General features: G+C 37.7%; 5 protein-coding genes. 1 reads left to right on the top strand and 4 read right to left on the bottom strand.

Annotated elements, in window-relative coordinates; genetic code table 11:
- Positions 1 to 29 precede the first annotated feature (29 nt).
- Entirely contained in the window at positions 30 to 3,158 is a 3,129-nt protein-coding gene (locus tag AACP56_RS11720; protein ID WP_339337550.1) for a PVC-type heme-binding CxxCH protein, read from the bottom strand.
- 135 nt (positions 3,159 to 3,293) lie between these two features.
- Here AACP56_RS11720 and AACP56_RS11715 point away from each other — a divergent pair, with 135 nt between their 5' ends.
- On the top strand, positions 3,294 to 4,409 hold the full coding sequence (locus tag AACP56_RS11715) for a ThuA domain-containing protein (protein ID WP_339337551.1): 1,116 nt from the start codon (positions 3,294 to 3,296) through the stop codon (positions 4,407 to 4,409).
- Positions 4,410 to 4,420: 11 nt separating this feature from the next.
- On the opposite strand, the gene AACP56_RS11710 is transcribed toward AACP56_RS11715, so the two are convergent.
- The 3 genes from AACP56_RS11710 to gltB form a co-directional block, all read right to left on the bottom strand.
- Complete coding sequence (locus AACP56_RS11710) at positions 4,421 to 7,180, bottom strand: TonB-dependent receptor (RefSeq protein WP_339337552.1); 2,760 nt, start codon at positions 7,178 to 7,180, stop codon at positions 4,421 to 4,423.
- A gap of 132 nt (positions 7,181 to 7,312) precedes the next feature.
- Positions 7,313 to 8,779: a glutamate synthase subunit beta gene (locus AACP56_RS11705; protein WP_339337553.1), complete on the bottom strand. Its 1,467-nt coding sequence runs from the start codon at positions 8,777 to 8,779 to the stop codon at positions 7,313 to 7,315.
- A 55-nt stretch (positions 8,780 to 8,834) separates the two neighbouring features.
- Positions 8,835 to 13,340: a glutamate synthase large subunit gene (gene gltB / locus AACP56_RS11700; protein ID WP_339337554.1), complete on the bottom strand. Its 4,506-nt coding sequence runs from the start codon at positions 13,338 to 13,340 to the stop codon at positions 8,835 to 8,837.
- Positions 13,341 to 13,524: the final 184 nt, after the last annotated feature.

Genomic DNA, 13,524 nt, shown 5'->3' with positions numbered 1-13,524 from the left:
TATTCTGAAAGATTACCTAAAGTGCAAGGTTATTTCATTGGATGTTCTTCCAAGAGCTCAGCTGGAGTATAAAAACCTTTTCTATCTTTAATTGAATTACGCACGGTTTCAACTTTTTTTGGCATTATTGGTCCTGCGTTATTACCAAACGTATTTCTAATAAAAGTAAGTACAGCGGAAATTTCTTCATTATTCAACATACCTTCAAACGGTGTCATGGGTACCTGTCCTGGGTATGTTTTCCCTGATAGTTTTAATGGACCCATCATACCTTTAAGTGTTAACTTGATTAAACGCTCTTCGTTGCCAGTAACCCATTTTTGTCCTGCCAACGGTGGAAATTGAGATGCGCTTAGTCCAAGACCGTCAGCTTGGTGACAAGTTACACAGAACCCTTCCCGATTATAAATCTCCTCACCTTTGGTAAACAGCTCTTTTGCAATCCCTTCTAAATCAGTTTTAGTACTTCCGTCTGAAGCCTGGCCGACATTAATTCCTTGAATGTGTGAGATAGCAACTTCATATGGTTTTTTCATCCAACTATCCAATTGCGTTCTACCCGCTGTTTCAATTATGGGTAATCCCATTTCTTTTGGCAGCCATGAAGCAGCAACAAACGCTTCCAGACGGACTCTCGGATGCTTATCTTTTACAGCTTCCATCAATAAGTCTGCTTGGTCAGTAATTTGATGTCCTGCATATCGTAGCACTTTTACAGCGGCAGCTCGTGCTCTAAAATCTTTGGCATGGAGCATTTGTTTTAAAAGACTTTCGTTCACTTTGTTCAGACCCCAACTGACCCAAAGGGCTTCCAATACATAATGTTCATATTCTAAATCAGTTTTATTTAAATTGGCAATCCAAGTTTCGAGTTTTTTAATTACTTCTTCAGTATCTCTTCCTCTCAGTTCTCTTCTTGTCCGATACCGAGTTCTAAACTCAGGGAGCTTAAGATTCTCAAGCAATTCTTCAATACTGGCATCTACAATTTTAGCAGGCTTTACCAAAGGTCGGGAAGGATAAGTCAAACGATAAACCCTACCATGTGCATAGTCTCGTAGGGGGTCTCTAGCATTATGCTGCATGTGCCCTACCAGTACATTGTGCCAGTCCACAATATATAACGAGCCGTCTGGGGCAAATTCCATATCAACGGGCCTGAAATTGGTATCTTCGGAGACTATCAGATCAGTTCGATGTTCACTAAGGTAACTTGAGGAATTTGGGTCATCTACCATTGTATGCTGTTTAGTACCCAAAAAACCTATGGTGTTGTTGATTAGGATATCACCTTGTACTTCATCAGGAAAATGTCTACTATGCACAAATTCCAACCCTGAAGTAGGTCTCACGCGGTGCGCTTTCTCAATAAGATTTTCTGGTAAGGGATTAGCCTGCCCATATCTTGATTTGATAGTTCCTGGCATCATCCAGGTCATATCTGGTCCTGAAGTATGTGCAAAGAAGGGTTGTCCCCATTCATCAAAAGCAATTCCCCAAGGATTTGGAATAGGCAGTTGTGCAGTACGTTCCAAATGATTACGTTGTGGATTATATCGATAAAACCCTCCATTCGTTCCTCGGACAGGACCATATGCGGTTTCCACATTGGTGTGTAAAAATACACCTTCAGCCATATATATAGCTCCAGAAGGATCGGCAGCATAGGCACTGATGCCATGATGTGTGTCATGATCATCGAATCCGCTTAAGATGATTTCCTTTGAGTCAGCTTTGTCATCTCCATCAATATCTTTCAGTAATACCAAATTCATTCCTTGGGTGGCATATACACCTTCCGGCGCAAATTCAAACCCTAGTGGTAAGTGCAAACCTTTTGCAAAAATTGTTTGCTTATCTGCTTTTCCATCATTGTCAATATCCTCTAAAATCAATAGTTTATCATCTGGTTTGCTATCCCCAGGCTTGTAGTGTGGGTAACTTGGCATGGTTGCCACCCAAAGACGACCTTTATTATCGAAAGACATTTGTACTGGATTGGCCAAATCGGGAAACTCTTTTTCTGAAGCAAATAGTTCTAATTTGTAGCCAGGGGCAGCTGTTAATTTTACTAATGCATCCTTGCCGTATGAATATTCAGGGTTTCCTGAACCATTTACATCTTTATAATTGGTTTCCACAAGAGGTAATTCTTTTGTTTGGGCATCCATTATCCCAAGTGCTGTTTTTTTCCCTTGTGCAGTATTCCAAATTAGGGTATCCCGATTAGCAATCATTTGATTGATTTTTTCTTTTTCATATGGATAATTGTCGGGACCAAAAGGGTCATACCTTCTTCCCCAAGCATGAACTCCGTTCGGTAATTTGATTTCGTTGTGCCAAAACCAATTTTTTTCCATAACGGCATCGTGAACCAATTCTTCATTAGATTTTGCTTTTACGGGTGTCTTTCCAAAAATCTCATCGTTCAAGAGTTTAGCGAGCTTTTTGTAGCCAAGATTATTTAATTGAAATCCATCTGCTGTCATCTGCTCTTCTTCCTCAAACCACTTTCTGCTGGGATTGAAAGCATCAATAAAATGAACACTATTTTGAATAGCCACTTCTCGCATAGCGCTGGAGTATAATTTTAGGTTTTCATTTTCCTTAACCCCATTGGGTAAGTCCCTTTTGGCAGAAAGATTTTCAAAAGCTATGGGGGATACCAGAATAAGTTTTGGAACAGATTCTCCATTGTACTTTTGATTTTTGGTATGTTCTATAAAAGCATACAACTCGTCTTTAAAATTTTGGACACCAGATGGGCCTTTAAAAGATTCATTGTATCCAAAGAAAGCGATGATAATATCTGCACTTAGATTCGTTAACCATTCATCTTCTGAAGGAAAAAAACCAATACTTCCAGATTTATTTCCAAGTTCATCTTGATAAAATTTTTGCGCTCTGGGAAAAGCCCAAGGCAAATTTCTTGAGGAGTGTGGTCGAAAGCCTGGGGTATTTCCAGGATCAGCGATATTTCGAATAAATAAATTGCTATCAGGATAGCATAAATGCAATTCGGTCTCAAAGTGTCCAAAATCCATCATTCGGGAAGCTAGATTATTTCCAATTAATACAATATGATTGTTTTTTTCAATTGTTATAATACCTTCCTTTTCGTTGGTACAACTGATAATCATCATAGAAGTTATTATCATGCATATGATTGTTTTTTTAAAATTTTGTATCATTAGTTGTAATATAGAATGATTATAATTTTTTTGATGTTCTATTTCGATGCTATTTTTTGTGTAAAAAAGAGCTATTAAAATAGTCTATTTCAATTTGTTTTTATGAAAAATCTTTTATTATTAGGATTATCAATCTGTTTCATGCTATTTGGGTGTAAAGAACAGAAAACCGAAAAAAAACAGAAAAAAGATGGGAGTCATATCTCTAAAGAGTGGCTAACCATAGGGGTCAAAAACAAAGAGCAAAAACATATTGTCCTTGTTTCAGGAGATGAGGAATACCGCTCAGAAGAAGCATTGCCTCAATTGGCTAAAATCCTTGCGAAACATCATGACTTTAAGTGTACGGTCTTGTTTGCACAAGACCCTGCTAAACCTGGAATAGTCAATGGGAATTACGTCAAGAATATCCCAGGATTAAAAGTGCTGGATTCGGCTGATATGTTGATTATCTTCACTCGGTTTAGGGCTTTGCCAGATAGTCAGATGAAACATTTAGATAATTATCTTAAGGCTGGTAAACCTCTGATAGGTATTCGGACGGCAACCCACGCTTTCAATTTTCAAAAAGACTCCATATCAAACTATAAACATTATGGAAATTATTACAAAGGCGATAAAGTAAACTGGACCGACGGTTTTGGAAGGCTAGTACTAGGAGAAAACTGGGTTAACCATCATGGACACCACAAGCATCAAAGTACACGTGGCATCTTTTTGGAGGAAATGGAATCACATCCAGTTACCAATGGCATAGTAAGTGGAGAAATTTGGGGTGCAACTGATGTCTATGGAATTCGTTTGCCATTGCCTGGCGATAGCCAACCTATTATTTGGGGGCAGGTCATAAATAGAAAAGGAAAATATGACCAAAATGATATTTTTTATGGGATGAAACCTATAGACGATGAACTAGCAACCGAAAACAATAAAGGTTTAAAAGTGAACGATATTCTTATGCCCATTGTATGGGCGAAAACCTATCAATTGCCAAATGGTAAAAAAGGAAGGGCTTTCACCTCAACAATAGGATCATCGACAGATATGTTGAACGAAGGGGTAAGGCGCCTACTGGTTAATGGTGTTTTTTGGGCCATGGGTGAAGAAGTGCCAGAAAAGGCCAATGTAAATTTGGTAGGAGAATATAATCCTTCTGCCTATGGGTTTACAACCGATGATTATTGGATAGAAAAGAATCTAACAATACAAGATTTATAGTAATCCACATTTTAAAACCGATATCCCAACCTAAACAGCATACCTCTAGGTAGGACGGGCACAACTACAAAACTAGCATTTGGGTTTTCTTGAATGAATTGTGAGGTAACACCATTGGCACTTGCTCCAAAAGTATTTGCTCCAAAGAAGTTAGCCAGCCCCTCCGAATTGAATAGGTTAGTTACCAGAATGTTGGTATAAATATTATTAGTGATGTCATATCCAAAACCTACATTAAAAATACTATATGCCTGTAATTGAAAAGCGTTAGCAACATTTCCCACACGCTTTCCCATAAATTGCCATCTGGCAAAACTGTTAAAGTTACTTTTCTCATACTCCACTCCTAAATTGAAGATCAGTTTAGGATTAAAAGGAAGTGTATTATCTGAATAGTCCAAAATTGAATCATCTGCTGTATCTACAGAACCCGCTGCATTATATACTGTCCATTGGGTGGCGATTGGATTTTGTATGGAGCCGTTGAGCCTAAAAGTTAAATTGGAAATTGGTGAATATGCACTCTCTAATTCCAATCCGATAGTTCTTGAATTATTGAATTGAATAGGTGTGTAAAAAACACTGCCACTATCAGAGTCAAAAGCAAAATCTGCTATGTCAATATTCTTCAATCGGCTCCAAAATCCAGTTATAGTGGTTGAAAAATCAATTGTGGCATATTTCAATCCGATTTCTGCCTGGATTATTTTTTGGACTTCTCCTTTACGATTTATAGGGACATTGGAAAAATTGTTGAAATAATAATTTAATTCTGGAGCTTTATTCCCGGATGAAAAACGGACAAATGCCGCTGCTTGTTTTGTGAACTTATAATTTAACGCTGCTGAGTAAGATAGATAGGCGTAATTGAAATCGAATGAATCTTGTTCCCCAGTTGGTGCTAAGATACCGTTATCATACGCAGTAGTGAGTTCACCGTCATAGCCCCCCTCACTTTCAAAAGGTGCCGCTTGGTCTTTACTTCCCTTATGCTTAATAGTCTCGTATCGCAATCCTAAATCTAAATGAAGCTCATCTGCTAGTTTCCAAAGGTCATTGGCGAAAAATGCAATTTGATTCACGTTGGCCCTAGAATTATCAAAAAATAATCCGCCATAATTACTAAGTCCATTTTCATCTGAAAGCGCAATTACTGGTTGATTAGGATTTTCTAACGTTACATGTAGCATTCTCGGATTAGGTTCATAAGTGACATAACCAAAACTTCCTTGAGTGTAAAGCGAACTATCTGAAAACCCCATTGCTAGCCCAAAATTTATATCGTGATTTAGAGTTTTCTTGCGCAATGTAAGCTGATTCATCCATTCATCCGCCTTGATTTGTTTTAACCATGATGCTGTTCCCATAATGCCATCATTAGGTAAAGTCCCTTCATTTAAGTATTGAAAGGATTCCCCAGCCAAGATTCCGCTATTATCCAATCTCGCTAATTCGCTACCTGAAGAAGCCTCTCTAAATACTATCTGTCCAATAGGAAATTGTGCGCCACTAATAAAATAGGCCAATGGGTCATTCAATGATACAAAAGCGTTACTGATAGCAGTCTGCCAATTAGCGTTTTTATATGAATGTTTTAAATTGAATCGAATTGACCAATCTTGTCCTAAGCTTTGTAACATATCAATTCCAAATGCACGGTCTTGCGCATGAACGCCTTGGGAAGGATTAAAATTGTTTGTTGCACCTTCAGCAAGTCTTCTACCATCAGGAATATTGGCTGAAAAAGCGGGCATCATCAGTGACGTAGAGTTAAAATCTTGCCCAAAAGTTGCTTTTGGTTCGTTCCAGTCAGTTGCTGCTACACCTGTATATCTATTGGTAAAATCATCTAGAATCTTTCCATATAGTTTGAGATACCCTTTCTCATGAGAATTTACTAGATTGAATTTTAATTGCCCACCTTTACTAAAAGTAAAATCAGTATTTCTGGCTCCATCATCATTACGATAATGACCACCAAAGTTGTAGAACCAATTTTTGCCTAAAGCCCCACCAATTGTGGCATCAATTCTAGATAGAGGGTTGCCTTCACCCTGAACGCCACCTGTAAACTGTATTTCTCCACCAAAAAGGTTTCTCGGACCTCTAGAAATAAAATTATAGATTCCGCCAGGGGCATTAAGTGATGTAATTACTGTATTGCCTCCTCGAATTGCTTCCACTTTTTCCGAAGTAAGGTCCACTCTATGGAAAATTTCAGGACTATAGTAAGAATGTTGTACCAAGCTGACTGGCAACCCATCTTCTTGTAAGGATACATAATACCACCCCATATCATCTTCAGCAGATGCAGAAATACCCCTTGAATAAACTTTGGTAAACACTTCGCCAGCTGATGGGTCCGTAAAAGTGCCTGGGATTTGTTGTAAAAGATTGGCAGTACCTCTTGGAAACGTTTGCTGTATATTTTTTGAATTTAAAGTAGTGATTGCTGTACTTGATTTTAACTGAAGGCGTGGCTCAAAATTTCCCGTTACTACAATGTTTTGTAAATTGAGAGGGTCACTTTCCAAGGTTAGTGAAAATATAAGTTCTTTATCTTTTACCTCAATGTTTTTGGTATAGGTTTTAGTGCCTAAATATGAAACGGTAAGTATATAACTATCAGAATTAACATCAAAAATTTCAAACAGTCCTTGCATATCAGTGGTAGCAAATCGGTTTGAAGGTTTCAAACTAACATTTGCACCTGAAAGTGGAGTGCCATAAATATCATTGACCTGACCGCTGATGGTGACTTGTGCATACATGGGGCATACACATGTAAATACAAAAAGGAAAAGAATTAAAAACTTATTGATTTTCAGTCTTTTTAATCATATAAATATAACAAGCTTATTTCGTTTATGCCCGAACAAAACTCTAAGGAAGAAATTATATTATCAAACTCTTGGCAAATCACCATCACCTTTTAATGGTAATTCAGATGTGCCCATTAAAAACCTATCCACATGGTGCGCGGCTTGCCTACCTTCAGATATTGCCCAAACAATTAAGGACTGTCCCCTTCTTTGGTCACCAGCAACAAATACTCCTGGGACATTTGTTTTATAATTGGATTCAGCTGCTTTTATATTAGTTCTTGAGTCCATTTCAAGACCAAATTGATCTGCTAAAGTAGTTTCAGAACCTGTAAAGCCTAGGGCCAATAGTGCTAATTCGCATTTCCATTCTTTTTCGGTATTAGGAACTTCTTTTAGGTTTGGTCGTTGTCCCGGAATCATTTCCCATTCTACCTCCGAGGTTATAAGGCCTGTTAAGTTTCCTTGATTGTCGCCAATGAATTTTTTAGTTGAAATACTAAAGAAACGCTCAGCTCCTTCTTTATGTGAGCTACTGGTCCTAAGCCGCATTGGCCAAAAAGGCCAGGGTTGTCCTTCTGGTCTTTCAGTAGTTGCCATAGGCATTATTTCAAAATTTGAAACAGACTTAGCCCCCTGTCGGATTGAGGTTCCTATACAGTCTGATCCAGTGTCACCACCACCAATTACCACTACATCCTTGTCTGTTGCTAAAATTTCATCACCTAAGTTTGTTATACCATCTACTCTACGATTATTCTGTGGTAGAAAATCCATTGCTTGTACAACACCTTTTAAGTCAGAACCAGGTATGGGAAGATTTCTACGAATGGTTGCTCCTCCACATAAAACCACTGCATCAAAATCCGCTTTGAGTTGGTCAGCTTTAATATCAACCCCGACATGAATTCCAGTTCTAAAATCAATTCCTTCTGCCTTCAAAATTTCTAAACGCCTATCAATAACATTTTTTTCCATTTTAAAATCAGGAATGCCATAGCGCAATAATCCTCCAATTTTCTCATCACGCTCAAAAACAGTGACATTATGGCCAGCGCGATTTAGTTGTTGAGCAGCAGCAAGTCCTGCAGGGCCAGAACCAATTACAGCAATCTTTTTAGTTGTTCTCTTTAAAGGAGGATTTGGTTTTATCCAATCATTCTTAAAAGCAGTTTCTACAATATTTTTCTCAATATTTTCGATAGACACTGGATCTTCATTAATTCCTAGAACACACGCTTCTTCACAGGGAGCTGGGCATAGTCTACCAGTAAATTCTGGAAAATTATTTGTTGAGTGTAAGATTTTAGTTGCTTTCTCCCATTTCCCTTGATAAACGGCATCATTGAAATCTGGAATTAAGTTTCCTAATGGACAGCCACTGTGACAAAATGGAATGCCACAGTCCATGCAACGTGCCCCTTGATTTTTGAGTTCAGTTTCTTTGAGTGGTTTAGTAAACTCTTTGTAATTTTTTATACGCTCTTTGGCGGGAATATAGGCTTCATCCTTACGCTCATATTCCATAAATCCAGTTATCTTCCCCATTTTAATAATTTTTATCTATTCAAAGGCTTTATCTTCTCTTTTAGGAGTAAATGCTTTATGAGACCTCCACTTTTTCTCTTTCTAAACGTATTAGGGCTTGTCGGTATTCTTCTGGAAATACCTTTATAAACTTAGGCAAGCAGTTTTCCCAATCTTCTAAGATGCGCTGCGCAAGTGGACTTAATGTAGAATTGTAATGACTCTCTATCAAATCTTTTAACTGCTTAACATCGTTATCTTCTTCAACATTTAAAAGGTTAAGTGCTTCTGAATTACATTGTTTTTTGAATGTGTTTTTAACATCATAAACGTAAGCAATACCTCCGCTCATTCCTGCGCCGAAATTTCTTCCCACTTCTCCAAGAATTACGGCAACTCCACCTGTCATATATTCACAACCGTGATCTCCAATCCCTTCTACAACAGCTTTTGCACCGGAATTTCTTACGCAGAAACGCTCTCCTGCTTTACCATTTATATAAGCTCTTCCAGCAGTGGCTCCATATAATGTTACATTGCCAGTAATTACATTTTCTTCAGGAACTATGGTTGAGTTTTCAGGTACTTTTACTACTAATTTGGCTCCAGAAAGCCCTTTTCCTAAATAATCGTTTGTATTTCCATTAACTATTAAAGTAAGCCCTCTAGTGGCGAATGCCCCAAAACTCTGTCCTGCTGAACCAGTGAAATTAATTTTTAAGGTATTAATAGGAAGACCTTGAGCCCCATAGACCTTAGATATTTCATTACTAATAATTGCCCCCACAGCTCTATCTGTGTTACGAATTGGGAAATCAAGTGTTAATTTTTCTTTTCTAAACAATGATGGATTTGCTTTCTCAATAATATCAAACTCGATAGATTTTTCTATATCGTGTTTTTGCTGTTGAGTATTAAAAAACTTAGTCCCAGCTGGTACATCCACCTCATGTAAAATTGGTGATAAATCTATTCCTGATGCTTTGTAATGGTCAATGGCTTTTTTTCTATCTAGTTTATGAACTTGGCCAACCATTTCGTTTACGGTCCTAAAACCAAGTCTTGCCATAATTTCGCGAAGCTCTTGCGCGATAAAATACATGTAATTTACAACATGCTCAGGTTTTCCTTTGAACTTTTTCCGCAACTCAGGATTTTGGGTTGCTATGCCCACTGGACAAGTATTTAAATGACAAACACGCATCATAATACAGCCAGAAGCTACCAGAGGTGCTGTTGCAAAACCAAATTCTTCGGCCCCTAAAAGACAGGCTATAGCTACATCGCGACCTGTTTTTAATTGTCCATCACACTCCAGGACAATCCTATTTCTAAGGTCGTTCATGACCAAAGTTTGTTGTGCTTCTGCTATTCCCAACTCCCATGGTAATCCAGCATGTTTTAGAGAAGTAAGTGGTGATGCTCCAGTTCCTCCATCAAAACCTGAAACTAATATAACATCAGCTTTAGCTTTTGCCACACCAGCAGCTACAGTACCAACACCAACTTCTGAAACAAGTTTCACATTTACCCTTGCTTCTCTATTTGCGGACTTTAAATCGAAAATCAATTGTGATAAATCCTCAATAGAATAGATATCATGATGTGGCGGTGGTGAAATTAACCCTACATAAGGAGTGGAATTTCGTGTTTTAGCTATTGCTGGATTTACTTTAGGTCCTGGTAACTGACCACCTTCGCCTGGTTTCGCTCCTTGGGCCATCTTTATTTGTATTTCTTGGGCATTGGTAAGGTAATTGGAAGTAACTCCAAAACGACCTGAAGCAACTTGTTTGATTGCACTATTTCTCCAATCCCCAGACTGATTTTTGTAAAAGCGCTCTGCATCCTCACCACCTTCTCCAGAATTACTCTTACCACCAATCCTATTCATAGCAATGGCTAAATTCTCATGGGCTTCTTTGCTTATACTTCCATAGGACATTGCTCCAGTTTTAAATCGTTTCACAATTTCTGTCCAAGGTTCTACTTCTTCAATAGGAATTGGATCATAATTGGAAAATTCAAATAACCCCCTAATGGTCATTAGGTTCTTTGATTGCTCATTTACAAGCTCAGAATACTCTTTGTAGGTGTTCGGTTCGTTATTACGAACAGCTTTTTGAAGTTTGGCAATACTTAACGGATTGAACATGTGTTTTTCACCATCTCTTCTCCATCGGTACTCCCCGCCAATTTCTAGGTCTAGATTTCCAGTTACCTTTTTTGTTTCGAAAGCCTTTTTGTGTCGTTTTGCAGTTTCTTTTTCTATCTCATATAATCCAATTCCCTCTATTCTTGTTGGGGTATTGGGAAAATATTTTTCTACCACTTTAGTATTTATACCAATGCATTCAAACAATCTTGAACCCCTGTAGGAATTTAGCGTGGAGATACCGATTTTATTCATCACCTTTAGGATGCCTTTACCGACAGCCTTGTTGTAATTTTCAATGGCTTCTTGAAAAGTGTAATCCGAAATGTTGTTTTCCTCAAGCTGTTGCCCAATAATTTCATTTACCAAATATGGATTAATAGCACTGGCGCCAAAGCCAAAGAGCAATGCAAAATGATGAACTTCCCTTGGTTCTGCAGATTCAATAATAATACTGAGTTTTGACCTTTTTCCATTCCTGCTTAAACCACTATTGACAAAAGAACACGCTAATAATGCTGGTATTGCTGCCATTTCACTACTTACCATCCTATCAGAAAGAATAATAATATTTGCGCCTTGGTCAATAGCTTTTATAGCTTGATCCAAGATATTTTCCAATGCCTCTTCAAGACCATTGTGTCCTTTACTTATTTGATACAAAATGGAGATAGAAACCACTTTATAATCTGGATGAGAGTCATAATTCTTTATCTTATCGAGATCTTCTTTAGAAATTACGGGATTTTGAATCTTAAGTTTTCTGCAGTGTTTTTCAGTAGATTCAAAGATGTTCTGATCACTGCCCAAAGTAAGACTGATATCTGTTATCAATTCTTCACGAATACCATCCAATGGTGGGTTTGTTACCTGAGCAAACAATTGTTTAAAGTAGTTATAAATCAATTGTGGTCGTTCAGATAAGACGGCAATAGGAGTGTCGGAGCCCATGGACCCGATTGGCTCTTTTCCACTTTTTGCCATTGGCATTATAATGGTATTGATGTCCTCTTGAGTATAACCAAAAGCAGAGCGCCTAGTCTCTAAAGGGAATTCACCAAAGAATACGGGGCAATCATTATAAGGGATGTCTTTAAGATGGACCAAGTTTTTCTTGAGCCACTTTTTATAAGGATGCTTTTTTGCTATGGTTTCTTTAACCTCCTCATCATTAATGATTCTGCCCTCTTCCATATTCACCAAAAACATTTTTCCAGGTTCTAAGCGGCCATGGAATTCAACATCTTCAGGTTGCAAATCGACTACACCAGTTTCTGAAGACATGATAACATAACCTTGCTTGGTTACGGTATAACGAGAAGGGCGAAGACCGTTCCTGTCCAAAACTGCTCCGATGTAATTCCCGTCTGTAAAAGGGATGGAAGCTGGTCCGTCCCAAGGTTCCATTAAGCAAGAATTGTACTCATAAAAAGCTCTTTTTGCTTCGGACATTTCGGTGTTCTTTTCCCAAGCTTCAGGTACGAGCATCATCATTACTTCTGGTAAAGAACGACCGGTCATCAATAATAATTCAACAACCATATCCATACTTGCCGAATCTGACTTGTTAGGCAGGACTACCGGTAAAACATTTTTGATTTCTTCACCAAAAAAATCACTCTTCATTAACTCCTCCCTGGATTTCATGCGAGCTACGTTCCCACGAAGGGTGTTGATTTCACCATTATGACACATGTAACGAAACGGTTGTGCTAAATCCCAGGTGGGGAAAGTGTTAGTGGAGAACCTTTGATGTACCAATGCCAATCGGGTTACTACCCTTGAATCTTGCAAATCTTTATAGTACCTACTAATATCTTCAGGCACTAAAAGACCTTTAAAAATGATGATTTTGGTTGATAGACTTGGTAGGTAAAAAAATTGACTCTCTGATAATTTTGAAGCAATTACCGTGTGTTCAGTTATCTTTCTGGCGATAAATAGCTTTAGATTGAACTGAAAATCATTCAATTTACTTTCTTTACCAATAAAAACTTGTTTTACGAAAGGTTCTGTTTCTGTGGCAATTCTTCCAGGAATGGATTTATTTACCGGTACATCCCGCCAACCCAATAATTGAAGTCCTTGTTTTTTTATATTTTCTTCAAAAACTGATATGCAATATGCTCTTTGATTTTCTTTCTGCGGAAGAAAAACATTGCTTACTGCATAATCCCCTGCTTTTGGAAGTTTAAATTCACATACATCTACAAAAAAGTCATGGGGAATATCTATCAATATCCCGGCACCATCTCCAGTTTTCCCATCTGAGCTAACTGCTCCCCTATGTTCAAGTTTTACCAATATCTCTAAAGCCTTATGGATAATATCATTCGACTTTTTTCCTTTAAGACTGCAAATGAATCCTGCGCCACAATTATCGTGTTCAAATTCGGGGAGATATAATCCTTGTTTTTCTAGCTTCATGATTATGGTATTTGTTCAAAAATATCATAAGCATTGAACTATTTATTGTGTTTTAGAATTAATGCAATAAAAAAACCAGTATACCTTTTAAAACGTTAAAAAATATTCATAATGTAAATTCTAACCCTTCTAAATTATCATAATGTAAATTTTGGGTTGTATTCACCTTTGTGTATGGTCAAAA

Origin of the sequence: Croceitalea sp. MTPC6 (assembly GCF_036985525.1) — a bacterium.
Classification (GTDB): domain Bacteria; phylum Bacteroidota; class Bacteroidia; order Flavobacteriales; family Flavobacteriaceae; genus Croceitalea.
This window is presented reverse-complemented; position numbering and strand designations above follow the sequence as displayed.

Excerpts from the sequence above, each read along its gene's own strand:
- AACP56_RS11710 (WP_339337552.1), bottom strand. The coding sequence starts at position 7,180 with ATGTATGCACAAGTCACCATCAGCGGTCAGGTCAATGATATTTATGGC.
- AACP56_RS11715 (WP_339337551.1), top strand. The coding sequence starts at position 3,294 with ATGAAAAATCTTTTATTATTAGGATTATCAATCTGTTTCATGCTATTT.
- AACP56_RS11720 (WP_339337550.1), bottom strand. The coding sequence starts at position 3,158 with ATGATAATAACTTCTATGATGATTATCAGTTGTACCAACGAAAAGGAA.
- AACP56_RS11705 (WP_339337553.1), bottom strand. The coding sequence starts at position 8,779 with ATGGGGAAGATAACTGGATTTATGGAATATGAGCGTAAGGATGAAGCC.
- gltB (WP_339337554.1), bottom strand. The coding sequence starts at position 13,340 with ATGAAGCTAGAAAAACAAGGATTATATCTCCCCGAATTTGAACACGAT.